This is a genomic window from Nocardia tengchongensis, from assembly GCF_054781395.1.
Genome location: NZ_BAAGUM010000004.1, coordinates 65,243 through 90,309, shown reverse-complemented (window position 1 = coordinate 90,309; position 25,067 = coordinate 65,243). Strand labels below are relative to the sequence as shown.

The 25,067-nt window shown below is 69.5% G+C and carries 8 protein-coding genes; 4 read left to right on the top strand and 4 right to left on the bottom strand.

Annotated features, from left to right (window positions below):
- Window positions 1–9 precede the first annotated feature (9 nt).
- Together ACYVKL_RS05535 and ACYVKL_RS05530 are read right to left on the bottom strand one after the other, a co-directional pair.
- The gene (locus ACYVKL_RS05535; RefSeq protein ID WP_379173991.1) at window positions 10–18,156 is read right to left on the bottom strand and encodes an amino acid adenylation domain-containing protein; all 18,147 of its coding nucleotides are present in this window, start codon (window positions 18,154–18,156) and stop codon (window positions 10–12) included.
- A 731-nt stretch (window positions 18,157–18,887) separates the two neighbouring features.
- Complete coding sequence (locus ACYVKL_RS05530; RefSeq protein WP_379173990.1) at window positions 18,888–19,214, bottom strand: winged helix-turn-helix transcriptional regulator; 327 nt, start codon at window positions 19,212–19,214, stop codon at window positions 18,888–18,890.
- A gap of 110 nt (window positions 19,215–19,324) precedes the next feature.
- On the opposite strand from ACYVKL_RS05530, the gene ACYVKL_RS05525 reads away from it, so the two are divergent.
- Both ACYVKL_RS05525 and ACYVKL_RS05520 read left to right on the top strand, forming a co-directional pair.
- Complete coding sequence (locus ACYVKL_RS05525; protein ID WP_379173989.1) at window positions 19,325–20,203, top strand: alpha/beta hydrolase; 879 nt, start codon at window positions 19,325–19,327, stop codon at window positions 20,201–20,203.
- Window positions 20,204–20,213: 10 nt separating this feature from the next.
- Window positions 20,214–21,218 (top strand): YncE family protein, encoded by a 1,005-nt coding sequence (locus ACYVKL_RS05520; protein WP_379173988.1) that lies wholly within the window; start codon window positions 20,214–20,216, stop codon window positions 21,216–21,218.
- Here the strand turns inward: ACYVKL_RS05520 and mqo are convergent.
- Window positions 21,155–22,627, bottom strand: coding sequence for a malate dehydrogenase (quinone) (mqo, locus tag ACYVKL_RS05515; RefSeq protein ID WP_379173987.1), 1,473 nt, complete (start codon window positions 22,625–22,627; stop codon window positions 21,155–21,157). The two genes, ACYVKL_RS05520 and mqo, sit on opposite strands and share 64 nt — an antisense overlap.
- A 93-nt stretch (window positions 22,628–22,720) precedes the next feature.
- On the opposite strand from mqo, the gene ACYVKL_RS05510 reads away from it, so the two are divergent.
- Window positions 22,721–23,641, top strand: coding sequence for a LysR family transcriptional regulator (locus ACYVKL_RS05510; RefSeq protein ID WP_379173986.1), 921 nt, complete (start codon window positions 22,721–22,723; stop codon window positions 23,639–23,641).
- On the opposite strand, the gene ACYVKL_RS05505 is transcribed toward ACYVKL_RS05510, so the two are convergent.
- Window positions 23,632–24,096 (bottom strand): NUDIX hydrolase, encoded by a 465-nt coding sequence (locus tag ACYVKL_RS05505; protein WP_379173984.1) that lies wholly within the window; start codon window positions 24,094–24,096, stop codon window positions 23,632–23,634. The two genes, ACYVKL_RS05510 and ACYVKL_RS05505, sit on opposite strands and share 10 nt — an antisense overlap.
- 232 nt (window positions 24,097–24,328) lie before the next feature.
- Between ACYVKL_RS05505 and ACYVKL_RS05500 the strand changes: the two genes are divergently transcribed.
- Window positions 24,329–25,000 (top strand): NAD(P)H-binding protein, encoded by a 672-nt coding sequence (locus ACYVKL_RS05500; protein WP_379173983.1) that lies wholly within the window; start codon window positions 24,329–24,331, stop codon window positions 24,998–25,000.
- Window positions 25,001–25,067 lie beyond the last annotated feature (67 nt).

Here is a 25,067-nt window from a genome sequence, read left to right as displayed (position 1 = left end):
TGGACATGATCATCGCTCCAAGCGTGTGTTGAGAATCCGGGCGATCTGGGCAACCGCGTCCGGCTCGGTCATCGCGAGGTGGGCAGCATCGATATCGAAGGCCGCAATCCGGCCGCCGACCAGATGCGCCCACCCCTCGTGGCCTTCGGCGTCGGATCGCCGGTCCCGGGTCGCCGTGAAATACAGCATGTCGCTGTCCACGACGGTGGGCTCCCAGGCGCCGGCCGCGCGGACCGCCAGGTTGTAGGCGTCGGTCAGCCGTTCGATCCGGGCGGCGTCGATGCCCAGGCTCGCTCCGAGGTGGCGTTCGATCAGGTCGGCGGCCTCCGCGGCGGTCGCGTCGGGGCTGACGAAATCGACGCCCATCACCGGACCCAGATTGCTGATCAGTTCACCGGCGGTGACGCTGCGCAGGGTCGAGGGGTCCACCCCACTCGTCTCGGCATCCAGCAGCGCCAGCAGCGCGACCTCTTCACCGGCGGCCCGCATCTCCCCGGCGATCGCGTGGGCGAGCATGCCACCCAGCGACCAGCCGAGCAGATGGTACGGGCCGTGCGGCTGCACCGTGCGAATCTCGGCGAAGTAGCGCTTCGCCAGGTCTTCGATCGAGGTCGGCCCGGGGTCCTCGCCGCCGATCTGCGGCGCTTGCAGGCCGTAGATCGGCCGATCGGCGGTGAGGTACCGGTCGAAGCTGTGGTAGCACCACGCCAGGCCCACGGCCGGGTGGATGCAGAACAGCGGCGGTTGTTCGCCTCCGGTGCGGATGGGCAGCAGCACGTCGAACCCGAGGCCGGTCTGCTCGACCGTGGAGTGGGATTGCATGCCGGATTCGATCCGCTTGGCCAGATCGGCCGGGCAGGGATCGGACAGCATCCACCGGATCGGCACCTCGTAGTCGATCTCCTTGCGCAGTTCGCTCACCACCTGCACCGACTTCAACGAGTTGCCGCCCAGGGCATAGAAGTCGTCGTCGGCGCCGACCCGCTCCACGCCCAGGACCGCGCCGAAGGCGCGCGCGATCTCCTCTTCCAGCCACGAGGAGGGTTCCCGGAACTCGCCGACCGCGAGCATCGGCTCCGGGAGCCGCGCGCGGTCCAGCTTGCCCGACACGGTGAGCGGCACCTCGTCGAGCGCCATCACGGTGGTTGGCACCATGTAGTCGGCCAGTGCGTTGGCCGCGTGTTCGAGCAAGGCCGCGGTGTCGATGGTGGCGCCCGCGGCGGGCAGCACGTAGCCGACGAGATGTTCGGCCGCCCCGGTGGAGTGCACCAGCGCGATCGCCCGGGCGACGCTCGGGTGCTCGGCGAGCACCGCCTCGATCTCCCCGAGTTCGATGCGCAGACCGCGCAGTTTCACCTGGAAGTCGGTGCGGCCCAGGTATTCCACCTCACCGGCCTGGTTCCAGCGCACCAGGTCGCCGGTGCGGTACAGACGCCCGCCGGTGCCGAACGGGTCGGGTACGAACCGTTCGGAGGTCAGGCCCGGACGCGACCGGTAGCCGCGGGCGAGCTGATCGCCGGCCAGGTACAGCTCACCGGAGACTCCGGGCGGCACCGGCTGCAACCGGTCGTCGAGGATGTAGGCGCGAGTGTTCCAGGCGGGTGCGCCGATCGGCATGTTGCCGCTGTCGGTATCGGTCACGCGGTGGGAGGTCGCGCACACGGTGAATTCGGTGGGCCCGTACAGATTGTGCAGCTCGACCCCCGGCATGGTGCGCCGCGCTTCGGCGACCACATCGGGTCCGAACGCTTCACCACCGACCAGCAGCGTCCGCACCGACTCCAGCTGCCGCGCCGGGACCGCGTCGGCGAACACCGCCAGCATCGACGGCACCAGTGCGGTGATCGTGACCCGCTGGGCGGCAATGGTTTCGGCGAGATAGGGCAGATCGGTGTGCCCGTCGGCGCGGGCGATGACCATGCGTGCACCCATCGCCAGGGTCGCGAACAGTTCCCACACCGACATGTCGAAGGTGGCGGGGGACTTGTGCAGCACCACGTCGTCGGGCGTCCAGGCGTAGTGCGTGCCGAGCCAGCGCACCTGGTTCACCACCGAACCATGGGTTATCGCAACACCTTTGGGTCGACCCGTGGACCCGGAGGTGAACAGCACGTAGGCGAGATTGTGCGGTCGCAGCGGCGCGAGCCGATCGTCATCGGTGATCGGCGCGTCCGACAGTCCGGACAGTTCCAGCCCGTCGAGGGACGTCAACTCCAGCACGGGCGCGGCGGTCGAGAGCATGTACTCGATGCGGTCGGCCGGAAGATCCGGATCGACCGGCACGTACCCGCCGCCGGCGGTGTGCACCGCGTACATGGCGATCACCTGGTCCAGGGAACGCCGCATCCGCAGCGCCACCAGCGACTCCGGTCCGACGCCGCGCCCGATCAGCCAGCGCGCCAGCCGGTGGACGCGAGCGGCGAATTCGGCGTAGCTGAGCGTCTGTTCGCCGTAGGTCACCGCGGGCCGGTCCGGGTGCGCCCGCGCCGAGTCGGCGAAGAGCGAGGCGAGCGTCTCGCCGGCGGGGAGCTCGCGTGCGGTCGAATTCCACTGCGTCAGAACGGTGTCCCGTTCTTCGGCGCCGAGCAGATCCACCTCGTAGACCTGCCGCGTCGAGTCGGTGGCCAGTGCGTCGAGCAGGCGCAGCAGGCGAGCGGCGATCGTGCTCACCGTGGCCGCGTCGAACAGGTCGCTGGCATAGGTGACCGCGCCGCTGATGCCGGCCGGGTCGCCGGTGGCGTCATAGGATTCCGACACCGTGAGCAGCAGATCGAACAGTGCGGTGTCGGTCTCGGGCGTCTCGCCCGCCACCTCCAGACCGGGCAGCTCGAAGTCCGCCTTGCCGATGTTCTGGAAGGCCAGCATCACCTGGAACAGCGGATGGTGGGCGTGCGAGCGGGCCGGGTTGAGTTCCTGCACCAGTCGTTCGAACGGCACGTCGGCGTGCCCGAATGCGGCCAGGTCGGTCCCGCGCACATGCTCGAGTAGTTGGGTGAGCGTCATGGCGGGGGTCAACCGGGTCCGCAACACCAGGGTGTTGACGAACATGCCGACCAGATCGTCGAGTTCGGGTTCGCCGCGTCCCGCGTACGGGGTGCCGATCGCGATGTCGTCCATGTCGGCCAGCCGGGCCAGCGTGGCGGCCAGCGCGGCGTGGAACACCATGAACAGCGTGGTGTGGTGCTCGCGCGCCACCTGCTGCAGGGCCGCGTGCAGTTCGGCGTCGACGGTGAGTGGCACGGTCGCGCCCGCGTAAGTCTGCACGGGCGGTCGCGGCCGGTCGGTGGGGAGCTCCAGCAGTGCCGGGAGTTCCGCCAATTCGAGGGTCCAGTAGTCGATCTGGCCGCGCAGCACCGAGTCGGGATCGTCCTCGCGACCGAGCACCGCCCGCTCCCAGATCGCGTAGTCGGCGTACTGCACCGGCAGGTCGGGCAGGTTCGGTGTCTCCCCGGCCAGGTGCGCGGCGTAGCTGGTCATCATGTCCCGGGCCAGCGGGCCCAGCGACGAGCCGTCGCAGCAGATGTGGTGCGCCACCGCGGCCAGCACCCACTCGTGCTGCCCGAGTTCGAACAACCGGATCCGTAGCGGCGCGTCGACGGTCACGTCGAACGTCGTGGCGGTGAACGCCGAGAGCGCCTCGTCCAGTTCGGATTCCGTGACCGGGAGCGCGGTGATCGGCGGGATCGCCTGCGCCGCGGGCAGGACGACCTGTACCGGCTCGCCCTCGGCATAGGGGTAGATGGTCCGCAGGGCTTCGTGCCGCTCGAGCACATCGGCGACGGCCGCGCGCAGCGCGTCGAGATCGAGTTGCCCGGACATGCGCAGCACGATCGGGATGCTGTAGGCGGCCGAGCCGGGCTCGAGCCGGTTGAGGAACCACATCCGCTGCTGGGCGTACGACAGCGGAATCCGTTGCGGCCGTACCTGTGCCGTCAATGCCACGCGGCCGGTGTGGGCCTCGGATTCGGCGCGCGCGGCCAGCCGCGCGACCGTCGGAGCCTCGAAGATCATCGATACCGGGACGGTCTCGTCGAGCGCGGCGCCGATCCGGGCGGCGACGCGGGTCGCCACCAGGCTGTTGCCACCGAGGTCGAAGAAGTCGTCGTCGGCGCCGATCGGCGTCTCGACGCCGAGCACGTCGGCGAAGACGGCGGCCACGATCTCCTCCGCCTGCGATGCCGGGGCCCGGAATCGCTTGGCCTGCACGACGGGTGCGGGCAACGCCCCGCGGTCGAGCTTGCCGTTGGGGGAGAGCGGGATGGCGTCGAGGATCATCACCGCGGCGGGCACCAGATACGACGGCAGCGCCTCGGCCAATGCCGCCCGCAGCTCCTCACCGGTGAGGTTCGCCCCGGTCTCGGGGACCGCATAGGACACCAACTGGGTCGGGCCGGTGTCGCTGCGCCACGGCGTGGTGATCGCGTAGGCCACGTCCGGCCGCGCGCTCAGCACCGCGTCGATCTCGCCCAGCTCGACCCGGAAGCCGCGGATCTTGACCTGGAAGTCGTTGCGTCCCAGGAACTCCAGGTCGCCGGCGCTGTTCCAGCGGACCACGTCACCGGTGCGGTACATGCGGTGCCCAGGTTTAGCGAACGGGTGGGCCACGAACCGGGCCGCGCTCGCGGCCGCCTTGTCCAGGTACCCGCGGGCCAGGGAAGGCCCCGCCAGATACAGCTCTCCGGCGACCCCGACCGGCACCGGCCGCAGCCGGGAGTCGAGGACCAGCGCGTGCACGCCGTGCAGCGGTGCGCCGATCGTCGGCCGGTCACCGGCATGCAGTTCCCCGGTGGCCGTGGTGACCATCGTGGCCTCGGTCGGCCCGTATAGTTCCCGGAACGTCCGGATGCCGGCGAGATCGGTTCCGGCCCAACGGTTCACCAGATCCGCCGAGACCGCGTCACCGCCGGACATCACGACTCGCACGTCGTCGAGTCCGGCCGGATCGACCGAGGCGAGCGCGGCGGGCGTCATGAAGGCGTGGGTGACCCGCTGCGTGCGCAGGAATTCGGCCATCTCGTCGCCGCCGTAGATCCCGGTCGGCGCCACGATCAGCGCGCCGGCCCGGCAGACCGCCATCAGGATCTCCAGCAGCGTGGCGTCGAACGAGGGCGACGCGAACTGCAGTACTCGCGACGACTTGTCGAGCCCGAAGTCCGAGCGGTACGACGAGACGAAGTCGGCGACGCCGGTGTGGGTGACCGCGACGCCCTTGGGGACGCCGGTGGATCCGGAGGTGAAGACCACGTAGGCCACGTTCGAGTCCCGCAGCGGCCGCAGTCGCTCGTCGTCGCCGACCGGGCCGTCGTCCGACCCGTCGATCGCCGTCGCCACGGCCGGATCGTCGACCACGATCCAGTCCACCGCGTCGGGCAGCTGCGCCGACACCGACGCCACCGTGACGCCCAGCGTCGCATGCGAATCCGACACCATCTGCGCGATCCGGCTCGCCGGATAGGCGGGGTCCACCGGCACGAAGGCCGCACCCGATTTCACGACCGCCCACCACGCGACGACGAACTCCATCGACCGGGCCGCCGCCACCAGCACCGGATTCTCCGGTCCGGCGCCACGGCCGATCAGGTACCTGGCCAGGCGGTTCGACCGCTCGTCCAGCTGTGCGTAGGACAGTGTTTCGCCGTCGGCGACCAGGGCGACGCCGTCACGGTTGTCGCGGACGGCGGAGGCGAACACCTCCGGCAGCAGTCCGGACGGTTCCGGCGCGGCCGCGGTGCGCGCACCGACACGGGAGGTGAGTTCCGCGCGCTCGCCGACGGCGAGCCAGTCGATATCGCCGACCAGGATGGTCGGATCGTCGGCGACGGCTTCGAGCACCCGCACCAGGCGCCGGACCATGGCCGCCACGGTCGACTCGTCGAACAGATCCCGCGCGAAGCTCATCATGCCCGAGATGCCCTGCGCGACACCGGCATCGGCGGCCGCTTCGGACAGCACGAGTTGCAGATCGAACTGGGTCGCCCCGGTGTCCACCTCGGCCCGGCCGATCCGGACGCCGGGCAGTGCCACCTCGACGGCCGACAGATTCTCGAAGGCCAGGGCCACCTGGAACAGTGGATGCCGTGCCGCGGACCGTTCCGGCTTCAGCTCCTCGACCACGCGCTCGAACGGTACGTCCGCGTGCTCGAAGGCCAGCAGATCCGTGTCGCGGGTGCGCATCAGCAATTCGGCGAACCGCTCGCCGGCGTCGACCCGGGTCCGCAAGGTCAGGGTATTGACGAACATTCCGACCAGTGCGTCCAGTCCGGGTTCGCTGCGCCCCGCGATCGGGGTGCCGATCACGACGTCGTCGGTGCCGCTGAGCCGTCCCAGCACCGTGGCCAGCGCGGCGTGCATCACCATGAACAGTGACGTGCCGCGCGACCGTGCCAGCGTGACGAGGCGCTGGTGCAGACCCGCATCGATCTCCACCGGCACCCGGCCGCCCGCCAGCGACGCGACCGCCGGACGGGGCCGATCCGTCGGCAGTTCCAGCCGGTCCGGTGCGCCGTCGAGGGTGGTGCGCCAGAACTCCAGCTGAGCCGACATCAGCGACGCCGGATCGTCGGCGGCCCCCAGCATCTGCCGCTGCCACCACGCGAAGTCCGCGTACTGCACGCCGAGCGGTTTCCAGTCGGGAGCGTGCCCGTCCAGTCGCGCGGCATAGGCCATCATCACGTCGTGGGCCAGCGGGCCCATGGACTGACCGTCGCCGGCGATGTGGTGGACCACCAGCACCAGCAGGAATTCCCCGGTGTCACTGCCGGGTTCGGGATCGAGTTCGAACAAGCCCACCCGCATCGGAACCGCCGCGGTCACATCGAATCCGCGGCGCACGAACTCGCCCACCACGGCCGCCACCGAATCGGCGGGCACCCGCACCGGCTCCACCGGCACCGCGGGCTCGACGAGCACCACCTGCTGGGGCTCACCGGAGATTTCCGGGTAGACCGTCCGCAGGACGTCGTGGCGCGCAACCACATCCGCGAGCGCCGCGCCCAGCGCGCCGGTGTCCAGACTTCCGGACAACCGCAGCATCACCGGAATGTTGTAGGCCGGTGAATCGGGTTCGAACCGGTTGAGGAACCACATCCGCTGCTGTGCCAGCGACAGCGGCACCGGATCGGGCCGCACTCCGGCCCGCAGCGGCAACCGCTCGCCGCCGGTGAGTGTCCCGGCCCGCGCGGCCAATGCGCCGACGGTGGGCGCCTCGAACACCGCCCGCACCGGTACGCGCACGTTGAGGGCCGCACCCAGGCGTCCCACCACCAGCGAGGCGCTCAGCGAATCGCCGCCGAGTGCGAAGAAGTCGTCGTCGGCGCCCACGCCGTCCACGTCGAGGACCTGCTCGAAGGCGCGCGCGACCAGCTGCTCCATTCCGGGTGCGGGCGCGCGGAACTCGCGGGCGACCGCGACCGGCTCGGGCAACCGCTCGCGATCGAGCTTCCCGTTCGCGGTCAGCGGTACCTCGTCCAGCACGATCACCGCCGACGGCACCATGATCCGAGGCAAGGTCTCGGCCAGCGCCGCCCGCAGTTGCGCTCCCGATACGCCGGACCCGGCCGCGGGCACCACATAGGACACCAGCTGCACCGGCCGCCCGGCATCGTGGCGCGGCACGGTGACCGCGTAGGCGACCTCCGCCAATGCGCCCAGCGCGGCGTCGATTTCGCCCAGTTCGATTCGGGTGCCGTGCAGCTTCACCTGGAAGTCGTTGCGCCCCAGGAACTCCAGGTCGCCGTCCGCGCTGCTGCGCACCACGTCACCGGTCCGGTACATGGGCCGGCCCGGTTCCCCGAACGGGCAGGCGACGAACCGCGCCGCGGTCAACGCGCTGCGGGCGACATAGCCGTCGGCCAAGCCGGCGCCGAACAGGTACAGCTCACCCGCGACACCGTGCGGCACCGGCCGCAACCAGGTATCGAGGACCACCGCGGCGACCGGACCGACCGGCCTGCCGATCGTGATCGCACCACCGGGTGTCAGCGGATCGCTGGCGGTGGCCCAGATCGTGCTCTCGCTCGGCCCGTACAGATTCACCATGGTGCGCTGCGGCGCCCACCGATCGACCAGTTCGGGCCCGACCGGCTCACCGGCGGTGGCCAGCAGCCGCAGCCCGTCCAGGCCCTCGCTCGGGACCGTCGCCAGCGCCGACGGCGTCACCACCGCGTGCGAAATATGTTCCCGCGAAAGCAGATCCGCCAGTTCGGGGCCCGCGTACACCTCGGCGGGGGAGACGACCAGCCGGCCGCCCGAACCGTGCGCCATCAGCAATTCGAACACCGAGGCGTCGAAGCTGGGCGAGGCGACCTGCAGCACCACCGACATCGGGTCCACGCCGAACAGCCGTCGCTGCGCCGCCACGATATCGGCCAGGCCGCGATGGCTCACCAGCACGCCCTTCGGGGTTCCAGTGGACCCGGAGGTGTAGCTCACGTACGCGAGCTGATCGCGCCGGATCGGTCCGCCGCGTTCGGCATCGATGATCGGCACCGCGGGAACGGTGTCCAACGCGCCCACCGTCGGCTCTTCGTCGAGGACCAGCCAGCGGACCCCGTCGGGGGCGCGCCGCCCGGCGGAGGAGTCGGTCACCCCGAGCACGGTGCCCGAGTCCGACAGCAGGAATTCGATCCGCTCCCCGGGCAGGGTCGGATCGATCGGCAGCAACGCCGCGCCGGTCTTCGCGACGGCCCACAGGGTGACCGTCGCCGCCGGCGAGCGCGGCAGCACCGAGGCCACGACCTGACCCCGGCGGGCGCCGTGCCGCAACAGGACTCGGGCCAGACGGGTGGAGCGCTCGTCGAGCTGCCGGTAGGTCAGGGCGTCCGCGCCGTAGCGCACGGCGACCGCGTCGGGTGCGGCGGCGACGGAGGCGGCGAGAATGCGGTCCAGCGTGTGCGGGATCGCGGCCTTCCCCGGTGTGTCCGGCCACCACGGCCGCGGTCGCTCGTCGAGCGGCAGTTCGCCCAGCCGGGTCTCGGCGTGGGCGCCGATGCTGCCCAGCAACTCGACGAAGCGGTCGAGGATGCGCTGGGCCGCCGCGGTGTCGAAGGCGTGATCGTGGAATCGCAGGGTGATCCGCAAGCCTTGCGGCGCACCGTGCTCGGATTGCCGCGGCTCCACGACCAGGCTCAGCGGGAACGGCGTCGAGTCCACTCCGCTCAGTTCGGTCACCCGCAGGCCCGCGGCGTCGACGAGCTGCTGCAGCGTGTTCCGGTCGACGGGGAACGACTGGTAGGTGATGGCGGTGTCGAAGAGTTCGGGCAGGCCGACGCTGCGGTGGATCTCGGGCAGCCCGACATGGTGGTGGTCGAGCAGGCCGGCCTGCCGCGCCTGGACGTCGATCAGCAACTCGCGCACTGTCATCGCGGGATCGAGCGGGACACGCACGGGAACCGTATTCAGGAACATGCCCAGCGTCTGATCGACCCCCGGCAACTCCGGCGGCCGCCCCGACACCGAGGAGCCGAAGATCATGTCGGTCTCGCCGGTGAGCACCCGCAGATTCAGGGCCCAGGCCGCGCCGACGGCGGTATTGACGGTGACGGCAGCCTGCGCCGCCACGCGCCGCAGCGCCGCGAAACGGTCCTCGGTCAGCTCGGCCCCGACCTCACCGGCCGACACCGCGCCGACCGCGTCGGCGTCGCGCGACACCCGGGTGGGTGCGTCGACATCCGCGAAGGCCTGCGCCCAGGCCGCTTTGGACGCGGTGACGTCCTGCCGACCCAGCCAGGCCAGATAGTCGCGGTACGACGATGCCGGTCCGGCGGCGTCGATGTGCGCGGGAGAACCGTAGTAGTCGAGCAGTTCTCGCATCAGCAGCGGCATCGACCAGCCGTCGAGGATCACGTGGTGATTGGTGACCAGCAGCCGGGCCGAGTCCGCGCCCAGCCGGATCAGGGTCAGACGCAACAGGGGAGGGGCCGACAGGTCGAATCCGGCCGCCGCGTCCGCCGCGGCGATCGATTCGGGGTCGGCCGGGCCATGCTCATCGCCGCCGGCGGCGAGATCGATTTCCCGGAATGCGATCTCGGCGTGGTCCAGGACGATTTGGCACGGTCCGGCCGACGTCTCGGCGAACGCGGCCCGCAGGATGTCGTGGCGGTCCACCACGGCCTGCGCGGCCCGTCGCAAGCGTTCACCGTCGACCGCGCCGGAGAATCCGATCATGGTCTGGACGGTGTAGTCGTCGGCCGCCTCCGGGTCGAACGTCGAATGGAAATGCATCCCGGACTGCATGGGCGACAACGGCCAGATGTCGGACAGGCCCGGGTAGCGCTCCACCAGCCGGTCGACGTCCTGCTCGGTGAGCTCGACGAGCGGGAAATCCGAGGCGCGATACGCCCGGTCCAGAGCGGAGCGCCGCGGGGTTTCCTCGACCGGCGCCGCCGCCGTCGCGCCGTCCGCCAGCGCGGCGAGGGCGGCAACCGTCTTGCCTTCGAACACATCTCGCGGCGTGAACGTGAGCCCGGCCGCCCGGGCCAGCGCCACCAGCCGCATCGAGACGATGCTGTCCCCGCCGAGCGCGAAGAAATTGCTCTCGGCCGACACCGTGTCGAGATGGAGCACCTCGGCGAACAATTCCGCCACGGTCTGCTCGGCCGGTGTCGACGGCGGTCTCCCGCCGGTGGCACTCACCTCGAAGGCGCGCTGCTGCAGGTTCTTCCGATCGATCTTGCCGGTGGGCGTGCGCGGCATGTCGTCGAGCTGCACGATCGCCGCCGGATTCATGTAGCGCGGCATGCTCTCGGACAGATCGTCGTCGATGGCCGTCACGTCGATGGCGGTGCCCGGCGCGGCGACCACGTAGGACACCAGCACCGGTTCGCCCGCGGGGCCTTGCACCGCCACGGTGGCGACGCTCGCCACGTCCGGGCGCCGCGCCACGTGCGCGTCGATTTCCCCGGGCTCGATCCGCAGACCGTGAATCTTCACCTGCTGATCGCAGCGGCCCAGGTATTCCAGCACCGGGCCGGTCGCGCCGGGCACCCAGCGCACGGAATCACCGGTGCGGTAGATCCGTTCGCCCCGGGCGGAGCGCGGATCGGCGACGAAGCGCGACGCGGTCACCGCCTGCCGATCGGCGTAGCCGCGGGCCAGGCCGGGCCCGCCGATATAGAGCTCGCCCGCGACGCCGACCGGCACCGGACGCAGCCACGGGTCGAGCACCATCGCGGTCGCGCCCCGGACCGGGCCGCCGATCGTCACCGGGTCGCCGGGTGCGAGGGCATCGGATCCCGTTGCCCAGATGGTGCATTCGGTCGGACCGTAGTGATTCATCAGTCGGCGGCCGGGCGCCCACCGGTTCACGGTGTCCGGCCCGACCGCCTCGCCGACGACCGCCAGCGTGGTCAACGCCGGCAGTCCCGACGGATCCATGGTGTTGAGCACCGACGGAGTGATGATCGCGTGCGAAACCCGCTGCGACCGAAGCAATTCCTCGAGATCGATGCCCGCGTACACCTCCGGCGGCGCCACCACCAGGCAGGCGCCGCTGCTGTGCGCCAGCAGCAATTCCGATACGCAGGCGTCGAAGCCCGGCGACGCGACCTGCAACACCATCGAATCCGGGGTGGGCCCGAACGCGTCGGCTTGCGCCGCGACCAGATCGGCCAGACCGCGATGGCTGACGTGAACCGCCTTCGGAATGCCGGTCGATCCCGAGGTGTAGATCACGTAGGCCGCATTGTCGGCCGACAGACCGGTAGGCACGGCCGGCAGGAGGGGGAGTTCCTCGTCGGCCTCCGACGAGCAGGCGTCCGGCACGAACCAGTCGACGGTGTCCGGAAGCCGTTGCGCCATAGCACGTGTCGTCACACCCACGGTGGCCCGCGAGTCGGCCAGCAACTCCCCGATCCGCGCGGCCGGATTACCGGGATCCACGGGCAGGAAGGCGGCGCCCGTCTTCGCCACCGCCCAGATCGCGACAACCAGTTCGGCCGAACGGGGCAGAACCAGGGCGACGATCGATTCGGGACGAGCGCCGTGGCCGATCAGCAGGCGAGCGAACCTGTCGGCGCGACGCTCCAGCTCACCATAGGTCCACGTCATCTCGCCGGACCGGACGGCCACGGCGTCGGGATATCTGCGCACGGTCTCGGACAGGATGTCGCCGAGCATGAGGTCCGCGGCCGGCTGCCCGCCGTCGATCGAAAGCAGCTGTGTGCGTTCGGCATCGCCGGAGGTGGAGATCGAGCCGACCGTGCGGGCCGGATCGCCGACGATCTGCGTGAGCAGCAACTCGAATCGTTCGAGCAGGGTGCGGGCCTCGGCCGCATCGAAGCGGTCGGTCGCGAATTTCAATGTCACCGTGTAGGTTCCGGGCTCGCCGTCCTCGGGTCCGCCGTCGCGACTCGGCCGCGGCGGGGTCACCTGCAGACTCAGCGGATACGGTGTGGCATCGTGCGCGTCGATCTCGAGCAGCCGCAAACCGGCCGCGGACAGATCCTGCGCCAGCAGTTCCCGATCGAACGGATAGGACTCCAGCACCGTCGCGGTGTCGAACAGGTCGGTGACACCGGCCGCCCGCTGCAGCTCCGCCAAACCGAGGTGCTGGTGATCCAGCATCGCGGCCTGCTCGGACTGCACCCGGATCAGCAGGTCGCCGACGGACTCGCCGGGTTCGAGCCGGACGCGGACGGGCAGCGTGTTGATCATCAGCCCGACCATGCGCTCGACATCCGGGATCCGCGGCGGACGGCTCGACACCGTATTGGCGAACACCACGTCCGACCGACCGGCCAGCACCGACACCAGCAGCGCCCAACCGACATGCAGCGCCGTATTGGGGGTGACGCCATGGGAGCGGCCGAGGCCCTGCAGCGCGGCGGTGGTCGCCGCATCCAGATTCAGGCCGACCTCGCCGGCGTCGGCGGTGACGGCCCGCTGCGGCCCGTTCGTCACCCGCGTCGGACCCTCGATCCCGGCCAGCATCTCCCGCCAGGCGGCGGTCGCGGCATCACGATCCTGATCCTGCAGCCACCGCAGGTACTCGCGGTAGGAACGTGGGGGCGCGAGTTCGGCGGTATCGCCGTCGGACAGATACAGGGCGAGCAGCTCGTGGATCAGCAGCGGCATCGACCAGCCGTCCAGCACCAGGTGGTGGTTGGTGACCAGCAACCGGTACCGGTCGACGCCGGTGCGCACCAGGTGGAAACGCACCAGCGGCGGGCACGCCGGATCGAACGGCGCCGCGGCCGCGGCCGCGATCTGCCGCAACGCTTCCGCCTGCCGGTCGTCGCCGCTGACGTCGGAGTCGGCCCAATCGACCGTGGCGTCGCGCAGGACTATCTGACGCGGACCGTCCGCACCGGTGACGAACGCGGTCCGCAGGCTGTCGTGCCGGTCGATGAGCACCTGCGCGGCCCGCCGCATCCGGTCCCCGTCCACCTGCCCGGCGAAGGTCAGCGCCGCCTGGACGATGTAGCCGTCGGCGCCCTCGCGGTCGTAGATCGTATGGAACAGCAGCCCGGACTGCAGGTCGGTCAGCGGCCACACATCGGTCATCGACGGGTACTCGCGCAGCCAGCGATCGACATCGGGCTGGGAGACCGCGGTGAGCGGGAAGTCGGAGGGCGTGAAGCTCGACGCGGTCCGGGACCGGACGTGATCGGCGAGCGACTCGAGGGCCCGAACCCACAGCCCGGCCAGCTCTTCGACCTCCTCGGCGCCCAGTACGCCCGAGGCGAACTCCCAGGTGACCGCGAGTTCGAGGCCGTCGTGCCCGGCTTCGGCGATCGCGTTCACATCGAGCACGGCGGGCAACGCCATCGCCGGATCGGTCGTCGCGGTGAGCGAGGTGAATTCGGTTGTCGGAGTCCACGGTCCGGAGCGTTCGCCCAGGCCCACCCGCCCGAGGTAGTTGAAACTGATCTGCGGTTCGGGCAGATTCGCGAGCTCGGCGCGGCCCTGCGGATCCAGATACCGCAACACCTGATAGCCGATGCCGTTGCCGGGCACCGCGCGCAGCTGCTCCTTGACCTGCTGGATCGCCAGTCCCGCACCCGCGCCGCCGGTCAGGGCGTCGTCGAGATCGATGTCGTCCCAGTCGATCCGGACCGGGAAGCGGCTGGTAAACCAGCCGGCGGTGGCGCTCAGATCGGCGCCCGGCACGGCCTGCTCCTCGCGGCCGTGGCCTTCCAGCAGGATCGACTCTCCGGTCGATGCCATCCCGCGCCGACGCCGCCACTCACCGAGCGCGAGCACCAGCGCCGCCATCAGCGGATCGTTGGCGCTGCAGTGGAATCGCTCGGGAATGGTGGTCAGCACCGCCTCGGTCACCGCCGCCGGAATCCGCTCACTGATCCGGCCGGCCGTGGCCACGGTGTCACGATCGGGGATCAGGCGACGCGATCCGAGCAGCTGATCCTCGCGCCCGAGAACGTCTTTCCACCGGTCGAGCTCGGCTGCGCGCAGGTCCGGCGCGTGGTCGGCCAGACCGTGCACCCACCGCCGGAACGAGGTGGTGGCCGGGCCGAAGTGCGGCTGACCGCCGTGCGCGCCCTGCGTCCAGGCCAGCGCGAGGTCGCCGAGCAGGATGCGCCACGACACCGCGTCGACCGCGAGATGGTGGATCACCAGCCATAGCAGGTCGGGTCCGAAGCCGGTGCGGTCCTGAATCCAGACCGCTTGTACGAGAACACCGTTGCCGGGATCCAAGCGGTCCGCGGCATCCTCGAGATGTTTGTCGATCTCGGCGGCGTCGCGTCGATCGAGCCGAACCTCGGTCAGTGCGGCCTCGGCGTCGACCGCTCCGCGAGCGAGCACCTCGACATACCGATCCGCCGCATCGCTCTCGCGCAGCACCGCGCGCAGCATGTCGTGGCGGTCCAGCAGGGAACCCAGTGCGCGCACCAAGCCCGCGCGATCGACCTCCGCGGGCAGTTGCACCAGCGCGGCCTGCGCGAAGCGGCCGTAGTGACCGCGATCGAGCATGGCGTGCATGATCGGCGACAACGGCATCGGGCCGGTACCGCCACCGGGCAGCTCGGCCAGACCGGGCGCCTCGCTCGCTTCGGTCGCGATGGCCGCCAGGCCCGCGACGGTCTTGTGCACGAACACGTCCTGGGTGGAGAAGCTCAGGCCCTCGGCCTTGGCCCGCGCCACCAGCCGGATCGACAGAATGCTGTCGCCGCCGAGCACGAAGAAGCTGTCCTCGGCCCCGACCTGAGGCACACCGAGCACCTCGGCGAACAACCCGGCGATCGTCTTCTCCCGGGCGGTGGCCGGCGCCCGCCCGGCCGGCGCGGTCCCGAATTCGGGCTTGGGCAGCGCGCGCCGATCGAGCTTGCCGAATGCGTTCACCGGCAGGCTGTCCAGCGTGAGTAACACCGCCGGCACCAGATGCGGCGGCAGCGAGTCGTGGGCGAAACGCAGGATCTCGGCCGTGTCGATCCGGCGGCCGCTGACCGGCACCAGATAGGAAGCCAGCACCGTCGTGCCGACGTTGTTGCGCACCGGCACCGTGACGCTCTGATCGACGTCCTCGTGGGTGGTGAGCGCGGCATCGACCTCGCCGGGTTCGATCCGGTAGCCGCGGATCTTGATCTGGAAGTCGCTGCGGCCCATCAGCTCCAGCGCCGTGTCGCCGTTCTCACCGGTCCAGCGCGCGATATCGCCGGTGCGGTACATGCGCGCCCCGATGCCGCCGTACGGGTCGGCGACGAACCGGGCGGCGGTCTCCACGAACAAGTGGCTGTATCCCCGGGCCAATCCCGGTCCGGCGAGGTACAACTCGCCCGCGGTGCCGCGTGGCACCGGCTGCAACGTCCGGTCCAGCACCATGGCCTCGACGCCCCGGATCGGGCCGCCGACCGTGGTGGCGTGACCGGGCGTAAGCACGGCACCGGCCGCGGTGACGGTGGATTCGGTCGGGCCGTACTCGTTGTACATGGCCGCCGACGAGGTCCACCTCTCGACCAGGTGCGGCGGGCAGACGTCACCGCCGACCACGACCACCTGCACGTCGGGCGACAGCGCCGGGTCCACGGTCGCCAGCATCGTGGGCGTCAGCGTCAGGTGAGTGACGTGCTCCTCGGCCAGCAGTTGCGTGAGCGGGTCGCCACCGGTCACCTCGGGCGGCACGATCACCAACGTGGAGCCGTTCGCGAAGCAGGTGAGGAACTGTTCGAGGGAGGCGTCGAAACTGGGGGAGAGGGCATAGGACACCCGCGAATTGGCGTCGATGCCGAAGGTGGCCGCGCGGTCGGCGACGAGATTCGCGAGGCCGGTGTGGGTGACCTGCACGCCCTTCGGAGTCCCGGTGGATCCCGAGGTGTAGGTCATGTAGGCGATGTTGGAAGGCCGCAGGGGATGGGTGCGGTCCGCATCGGAGATCGGCCCGCTGTCGAACTGCGCCCGCGGCGCGGGATCGTCGAGGACGACCGTGCGCATCCCTTCCGGGAGCCGCCCGCGCAGGGCCTCGACCGTGATCGCCACGGTCGCGCCACTGTCGGCGACCATGTGCTCGATCCGGTTGGCCGGGTAATCGGGGGCCATCTGGACGAACGCGGCCCCGCTCTTGGCGACCGCCCAGGTCGCCACCACCGATTCGACCGAACGCCGCAGCATGATCGCCACCGCGGTGTCGGGACCGCAGCCCAGCGCGATCAGCTGCCGCGCGAGCTGCGAGGATCTGGCGTCCAGCTCGCTGTAGGTCATGGTCCGGCCGTCGGAGACGATCGCGCACCCGTGCCGGTTACGGCGCGCGCTCTCGGTCAGGATCTCGGGCAGCAGCCGGGTTTCGACCGCGCTGGGCCCGCGTACGGGCAGCAGCGCCGACCGTTCCTGGACATCGAGCAGCGGCAGTGTGCCGACCGCGGCTTCGGGCCCGCCGGCGAGGAATTCGTGGAAGAACATGCGAAACCGGCGATGGTGTCCGGCGAGTTCGTCGTGGCTGTAGGAATTCGGATTTCCCTGGAAGTCGATATGGGTGCTCTCTTTGCCCGCACCCGGGTAGATGTTGACGAAAAGGTCGGCGGTCGGTCCCGAGGTGAGGACGTGCAGACGGCCGGTCGTGTTGCCCAGGACGACTTCGTTCTCCACCATCATGAGATTGACGGCCGGCCCGAAGGACGCCGTCTCGTCACGCGCGATTCCCATATCGTGGAATATGTCTTCCTGGCGGTAGCGCTGCCGCCGGAGAGCGCTCGTCAATTCGCCTTTCACCGCGGCGATCAGTTCGCCGACACTGCGATCGGCGACCTGTACTCGCAGCGGCACGACATTGGCGACCATGCCGCCGGATCGGCGCAGCACGGCCGAATGCCGGCCCGAGACGGGCAGACTCAGCAATACTTCGTCGCTGCCCGTCATCCGCGCCAGATACGCCGCGAATGCCGCGACGATGATGGGTGTGACGCTCTTGTCGTGGTCGAGCGCGACGGTGTCGAGCAGGCGGGCGGTATCGTCCTCGAGCTCGGTGCTGACCAGTGCCGGATGAATGGTGGGCTTGCTGACGCGCGCGGCCAGGCTGACCACGGGCGGCGCGCCCGCGAGGTGTTCGAGCCAGTGCTGGCGATCGTTCTCCAGGCGCGTCGAATCCCGATACGCGAGATCTTGTTCGGCGACCAGCCGCAGGTCCTGGGCCGCGCACGGCTCCGGGTCCTCGGCTCGCACCCAGGCGTTGTACAGCGCGGTCATGCGGTGCAGCATGGTCACCGCGGCGAAGCCGTCGAGCGCGATGTGGTGTGCGCGCTGGTACCACAGGTAATGGTCGACGCCGACCTGGAACACGATGGCCGTCACCAGGGCGTCGTTGCGCAGATCCAGGGGAGCGGAGTAGTCCTCGGTCATCATGGCGTGCGCGGTCGCGACCGGATCGGCATGCTCACGCAGGTCGATGACCGTCACCGGGGCCCCGTTGTCGGGGTCGATGTACTGGCACGGCTCGCCGTCGACTTCGATCAGGCGCATATGCCCGGAACCGAACTCGCGACCGGCGGTTCTGCACGCTTCGGCGAGTAATTCCGCGTCCAACTCGCCGACGATTTCGACGTATTGGGCAACGGATATCGGCGTGGATTCCGCGAGATGCTGGGCGAACCATATACCCCGCTGCGCGGATGTCAAGGGGAAGATATCTAATTGTGGTTGAAATGTGCCGGTAGGCGACGAACTCGAGCGGTCAGGATTGCTTTCGATGCCACTGTTCGACTGGCGCATTTCGACCTCCGCAAACAACGTTCATTTTCAGGAACTCAAAACGCCCGGGGACCGGCCTTGAATACGCATAGGTGTCCGATCCGGGGACCATGAATGGCGGCCAGGGTGTGGACGATTCCAACACCCGCACAGTTGCTCAGTACGTCGGGTCGGCCGCCGAGATCATTACAGCCGGTGCAGGCTGATCGGGTATGGGTGACATCGATGCCGACGTCCGGTCCCCCGATCGGGACGCGGTCGCCCGCTACCCGATGAAGAAACCCCCGACCCCCGTATCACCCCTCGGTGTGCTGGAAAACCGTCCGATATGTCAACGATCGCAGTGTCGACTGAGGTCATGTCGATCTTCCCTACTCGAAAAGCGACTGTCCAGGTTGATTCTGCTCGCTATCGCCGCAAACGGTTGGTTTATCCGACAAAAATTTGGAAACATCTCTGTATCAGTCATGCATGTCCGCATGGTTGATCAACTTCCACCACATCTGACCTGCACTGTTGATGATGTCTGGGGTCATTTGACCGATGATGGAACCCCCGGGTTGCCGGAAGCCGCCCTTGTCGACGGTGTCTACCGGCAACTTCTATGGTACTTGGCGAATAATGTGCAACCCAAGTCTTGCGCCTGATCGGGAAGCATCTGGGCGCGGGGTGGGAATCGAGTCGTTCACCCGCCCGCGTTCTTCGCAGCCGATATCAATTTCTGTGGGGCGCAGGTGGATTCGGGTGATCGGTCACGAATGGTCAGTGGCCCAGGCGCAAATGGCGGCGAGCGGCGTTTGCAGGGACTTGCCGAGTTCGGTGAGTGAGTACTCGATGTGTTGCGGGGCAGTCTGTTTGTAGACGTGGCGTTCGACCAGACCGTCGGATTCCATGCCGCGCAACGTTTCCGTGAGCACCTTCTGGGTGATGCCGGGCAGGCGGCGGCGCAGGGCGGCCGGGCGTTGCGCGCCGTCGAGGAGCGCGTAGATCAGCAGGATGCGCCACTTGGCGGCGAGGCGTTCGAGGGCCTGGCGGGTGGTGCAGGATTCCTCGAGTACGTCGGGGATCACCAGTTCCATTGCGCCTCCGTTCGGAAGGGCACTTCGAAGTGCCTTCTATCGGTGGCCGTGGTCCGCGCCTACCGTCTTGTTTCACCGTAATGCGACGACTTCGAGGACGAGAGCACCAGATGACTGTCAACACAGTTCCGTTCACCTTCACCCGGTCCGGAGACCGACTGGTCGGCACTCTGTACCTGCCGGCGGGCGAACCCACCGGCGTGGTGGTCACCACCGGCCCGCTGACCTCGGTCAAGGAGCAGGCCGCCGGCGTCTACGCCGAGGCGCTGGCCCGGCGCGGATTCGCGGCCCTGGCCTTCGACCACCGCACCTTCGGTGAAAGCGCCGGTGAGCCACGCCAATTGGAGGATCCGCTGGGCAAGGCCGCCGACATCAGCGCCGCGGTATCCGCGCTGGAAGCCGACGAGCGCTTCACCGGCAAGCCCGTGGTCGCGCTCGGCGTCTGCGCCGGCGGCGGTTACATGGCTCGCGCCGTCGCCGACGACCCGCGGCTCCGGGCCTTCGCGGGCGTCGCCGGGGTCTACGCCGACGCCGCCGCCAACCCGGCCGATCCGGCGGTCGTCGAGCGCGGCCGCCTGGCCCGCGAGCGTCGCCTGGCGACCGGCGCGGTGGAGACCATCCCCGCCGTCGCCGCCGACAACGGCGATGTGGCCATGCCGCTGACCGAGGCGTTCGAGTACTACGGCACCCCGCGCGGCGTGGTCCCCAACTACACCAACGGTTTCGCCGTCGAATCCTTCGAGCACACCGCCGGTTTCGACGCACAGGAGGCTGCGGCCCGCCTGTCGGTGCCGTTCCTGCTGGTCCACTCGGAGAACGCCCTGGTCCCGCCGTGGGCGCACAAGTTCTACGCTGGAGTCGCATCCCCGAAATCGGAGCTGTGGCTGGACTCGGTCGGCCAGATCGACTTCTACGACGACCCCCGCCTGATCGAGCCCGCCGCCGACGCGGCCGCCGAACTCTTCCGTGGCGTCTGCGCAATCGCATGAGGTGAACCGGATGTGGTGGCGACGCATCGGATGGGCGCTGGCCGGGACCGCACTGGTCGCGGCCTGCTCATCGGGTCCGGCCACCACCGGCGGTCCGCTGCCGCTGCGCAAGGTCGCCGCGGTGGCCCTGCCGGGCGGGTCGTCCCGATTCGATTACGCGAGTCTGGATTCCGGCCGGGGACTGCTGTTCCTGGCGCATATGGGGGCGGGGGAGATCGTGGAGGTCGATGCCCGCGCGCGCACCGTCGTGCGCACCATCGCCGACACGCCGGACGTGCACGGCGTGCTGGTCGTTCCGGACAAGCACCGGGTCTACGCGACCGTGACCGGGCGCGATCAGGTCGTCGCCCTCGACGAGGACAGCGGGTCGGTGCTGTTCCGCGCGCCCACCGGGAGATACCCGGACGGACTCGCCTACGACCCGATCCGCGACGCGGTCTGGACCACCGACGAACACGCGGGCAGTGAAACGGTTGTCGACGCCGACACCGGAAACGTCCGCGGCACCGTGACTCTGGGCGGCGAGGTCGGCAATGTCGTCTACGACCCCGGCCTCGATCGGATCATCGTGGCCGTGCAGGGGCACGACGAACTCGCGGTGATCGCACCGGACACCTTGACCGTCACCGACCGCATTCCGACGCCCGGCTGCTCGGGCCCGCACGGACTGGCGCTCGATGCATCGGCGCAGATCATGTACGCCGGCTGCGAGGACAACGCCACCCTCGTCACCGTCGATCTCACGAAACGCGCTGTCACCGACCACAACAGAGTCGGCGAGACCCCGGACGTGCTCGCCTGGGATCCGGGTGCGCAGCGCGTCTACGTGGCGACCGAGATCGGCTGGGTGAGCGTGCTCGAACGCCGCGCCGGGCACACCACACCCGTTGGGGCCGAGCACCTGGCCGACGGCGCGCACATCGTGGTGGTCGATTCAGCCGATCATCACAGCTACTTCCCGATCGCGGCGGGCACGTTCGGGCCTGTGCTGTGGGAGTTCGAGCCGACGGCGTGACCCGGCATCAGCTGTCGCAGGGTGGGTTCCCACCGCGAACGGTGCTGGGGGAAGCAACGATCCAACAGGTCGGCCATGATGGCGGGCGCGGTCGAAGCGCCGGGGGACGCGCCCAGCAGTCCCGCGATGGTGCCGTCGGCGCCCGTGACGAGTTCGATGCCCATCCTCAGTGCGCCCACCCGATCGAGGTCGGGGGTGACGAGCTGGGCGCGCTGACCGGCCTGCACCAGATACCAGTCGGCGGGGTCGGCTTCGGGGTAGAAGCGTTGCAGCTGTGCGAACTTGCGTCGCCGTGTGGAGAGCAGCTCGGTGATCAGGTAGCGCACCAAGGGCAGATTCCGGAGGCCGGCCGCCACCAGCACGACGATGTTCGTCAGGCGCAGCGTGGTGAACAGGTCGGTGAGCCTGCCGTGTTTCAGCAGTCGGGTGCTGAAGGTGGCGTAGGGGCCGAACAGCAGTGACGATCGGCCCTCGACGTTGCGTTTGTCCAAGTGTGGCACGGACATCGGGGGAGCGCCCAGCGCGGCCTGGCTGTAGACCTTCGCCTCGTGCCGGGCGACGACCTCCGGGTTGTCGGTGCGCAGGAATTGCGCGCCGACCGGGAAGACGCCGTAGCCGCGGACTTCGGGGATGCGGGACTTCTGCAGGAGCCCGAGCGCGTGGCCGCCCGCCCCGACGAAGACGAACCGGGCGCGGATGGCAAAGCGCCGCTTCGTGTTCCGGTCCCGTCCGGTGACCGTCCAGATGCCGTCGGCCGCGCGCCGCAACCCGGTGACCTCGTGACCCAGCCGCAGTTGCGTGCCCGCGTTCGTCATGGCCTCCACCAACTGCCCGGTGAGCGCGCCGAAGTCGACATCGGTGCCTGCCTCGTAGCGGGTCGCGGCGACCGGCTGGTCCGGGGCGCGGCCGGCCATGACCAGGGGCGCCCAGCTCGCGATGGTGGCGTGGTCCTCGCTGTACTCCATGGCCGCGAACGCCGGCAGTGCGCGCAGGGTCTCGAATCTGTGGCGCAGGTAGGCGACGTCGCGTTCGCCGAACACCACGTCCATGTGCGGTGTCGCGGTGAGGAATCCGGTGCCGGTCAGGTCGCCCCGGTCGGCGAGCCCGGCCCAGAACTGCCGGGACACCGCGAACATGGCCGCGATCTCCGCTGCCTTGTCCGGATCGCCGGGATCGGGCATGTAGTTGAGCTCGCACAGCCCGGAATGCCCGGTGCCCGCGTTGTTCCAGGGATCGGAGCTCTCCGCCGCGACCCGATCGAGTCGTTCGAGCAGCGTCATCGACCACTCGGGTTGCAGGGCGGCGATCATCGCGCCGAGGGTGGCGGACATGATGCCGCCGCCGATCAGGGCGACATCGAGAACCTCTGTGTCCGTGCCGGATTCGGGATGTGCGGAGTGCTTGTCCATGGGGCCGACCTCCTGGGCTGCGGGTACCCGGTCATCGTCACGCCGCGCCCATCGATCCGTCCAATGTTCATTTCACGCATTTATGATCCGAATATGGATGAATCGCTGTCCCCGCAGGTCGAGGCCCTCATTCCGCTGCTGGCGGCGTTCGACGCGGTGGCGGCGGAGGGGCATGTCACGCGCGCGGCGCAGCGGCTGGGTGTGCCGCAGTCATCGCTGAGCCGCCGGTTGCGGGCGGTCGAGCAGGCGGTCGGGGTGAAACTCTTCCAACCGGTCGGTCGTCGAATCGCGCTGACCGCGGCCGGTCAGGAACTGTTCGACCGCACGCGCGGGCTGGTTCAAGCCCTGGGCGACGCCGTCGACGTGGTCCGCAGCGATGCCGACCCCGACAGTGGTCTGGTCCGCTTCGGCTTCCCGTTCACCCTCGGCCCGGTCAGCGTCCCGTCGCTGCTGGCCGACTTCCACGGGCACGCGCCCCGCATCCGCCTGCACCTGGTGCAGGCGCACGGCAGCGCCCTGGTGGAGATGGTGCGCGACGGCCGCCTGGATCTGGCCGTCACCATCCCAGCTCCCGACGACCTGCCCACGATCATCCTGGGAGTGCAGCGCCTGCACCTCTACGTCGCCGACGCCCACCCGCTCGCATCCCGCACCGAGGTCGACCTCGCAGATCTGGCGGGCGAGCCGTTCATCGCCAACCCGCCGACCTACCACCTGCGCGGCCTGTTCGACTCCTGGTGCGCCGAGGCCGGATTCACCCCGCGGGTGGGCTTCGAGATCACCGAGTTCGAGACCCTGCGCGCCCTGGTCGCCCAGAATCTGGGCATCGCGGTGCTCCCGGCCCCGGAGCTACCACACCCGGGCCTCACCCGCGTCACCCTGACCGGCGCCCGCGACCGCAGCATCGGCCTCGTCTCGGGCGGGCACCGCCCGACCCCGGCCGTCGCGCGGCTGCGTGATCACGTCGCCGCGCACGCCCCGGCCTACCTCGGGCAGGCGCGCGACTACTCCTGATAGGTCGACAGGATCCGGCGGATCGACGAGGTTACCGGCAGGTCGCCGGTCAGCGGCACCCATCGGTACTCGGCGTAGTTGGTCACCCGCACCGGTCCGGCACTCGCCACGACGGCGGCGAAATGCTCTCTGCGCACCGGTTTCCCGGCGCTGGACAGGTAGTCGAAGCTGCCGAGGTGCCGCAGGATATCGGTCACCACGAGACCGGTCTCCTCCCGCACCGCGCGCACCACGGCGCCGGCCAGCGACTCACCCGGGCGGACCACGGTTCCGGGCAGGTGCAGCGGACTGCGCCCTTCGACGTGCTCCTCGTGCTCGAGCATCAACACCGCGTCATTGTGTTCGACCACCACTCCCACCCGTAGCGCGACCCCGTCCGCGATCGCTCGCTCCCGGAGTTCTTCCAGCACCGTTCCGCCGATGGATTGCTCGGGCGAAACCTCGAAATCCCACACTGCACACCACATCCCGTATCACCGGACACCGTCGACCGATACGGATAACGCTACCGGCGGAGAAACGGTCGGCGGCAGAGACATTCGCAAGATTAGACGCCTTTTCACCGTAGTGATCCAGGGTCCGGAAACTTTCTCGACACTGGCCGGAAATGCCCGCGTGCCACCGCTGCCGCGGACAGCCCCGCGCGGGTGGGAAGCTGGAACCGTCCCGCCAACGAGAGGAGCGATCGTGAAGGTGTTCCAGATCGGTGCGGCCGGAGGCATCGGTCGCCGCTTGTCGGCGCTGCTGACCGCCCGCGGTGACGAGGTGACCGGCATGCATCGCGGTCCCGATCAGGCGCGGATCATCGCCGCGACGGGCGCGACGCCCGTGTCCGGTGATCTGATCACGGATTCGGTCGATGACCTCGCGGCCAAGTTCCACGGTCACGACGCGGTCGTCTTCTCCGCGGGCGCGCACGGGACCGGCCTCGAGCAGACCTCCCTCATCGACGGCAGGGGACTGGAGAAGGCCGCAGATGCCGCTCGCTTCGCCGGAGTTGCCCGGTTGATCCTGGTTTCCGTCTTTCCCGACGCGGGCCGCGATCGCGAAACCACCCCGGGCTTCGAGCACTACATGCGGGTGAAGAAGGCCGCCGACGCGTACCTGGTCGCCACCGACCTGGACTGGCTGATCGTGCGTCCCGGCACGCTGCGCGACGAACCCGGAAAGGGCCTGGTCACAGCCGGACTCGCGATCGAGTACGGCGATGTCTGCCGCGACGACGTGGCCGCCTTCATCGATGTCGCCCTGCACCGCCCCGCGCTCGACCGGGTGATCATCGAACTCACCGGCGGTCACACCCCGGTCGCCGACGCGGTCGAACTGGTCCTGGAGCGGGCCACGACGGCCCGGAAATAGCCGAAAGGCACATTTCGCGGCCGAAATTCGCGCCCCGATCGCATCCGGGTGCGGCAATCGCGCGAGA

Bases quoted from the DNA above. Each gene is read 5' to 3' on its own strand.
- ACYVKL_RS05535 (WP_379173991.1), bottom strand. From the start codon at position 18,156: ATGCGCCAGTCGAACAGTGGCATCGAAAGCAATCCTGACCGCTCGAGT.
- ACYVKL_RS05530 (WP_379173990.1), bottom strand. From the start codon at position 19,214: ATGGAACTGGTGATCCCCGACGTACTCGAGGAATCCTGCACCACCCGC.
- ACYVKL_RS05525 (WP_379173989.1), top strand. From the start codon at position 19,325: ATGACTGTCAACACAGTTCCGTTCACCTTCACCCGGTCCGGAGACCGA.
- ACYVKL_RS05520 (WP_379173988.1), top strand. From the start codon at position 20,214: ATGTGGTGGCGACGCATCGGATGGGCGCTGGCCGGGACCGCACTGGTC.
- mqo (WP_379173987.1), bottom strand. From the start codon at position 22,627: ATGGACAAGCACTCCGCACATCCCGAATCCGGCACGGACACAGAGGTT.
- ACYVKL_RS05510 (WP_379173986.1), top strand. From the start codon at position 22,721: ATGGATGAATCGCTGTCCCCGCAGGTCGAGGCCCTCATTCCGCTGCTG.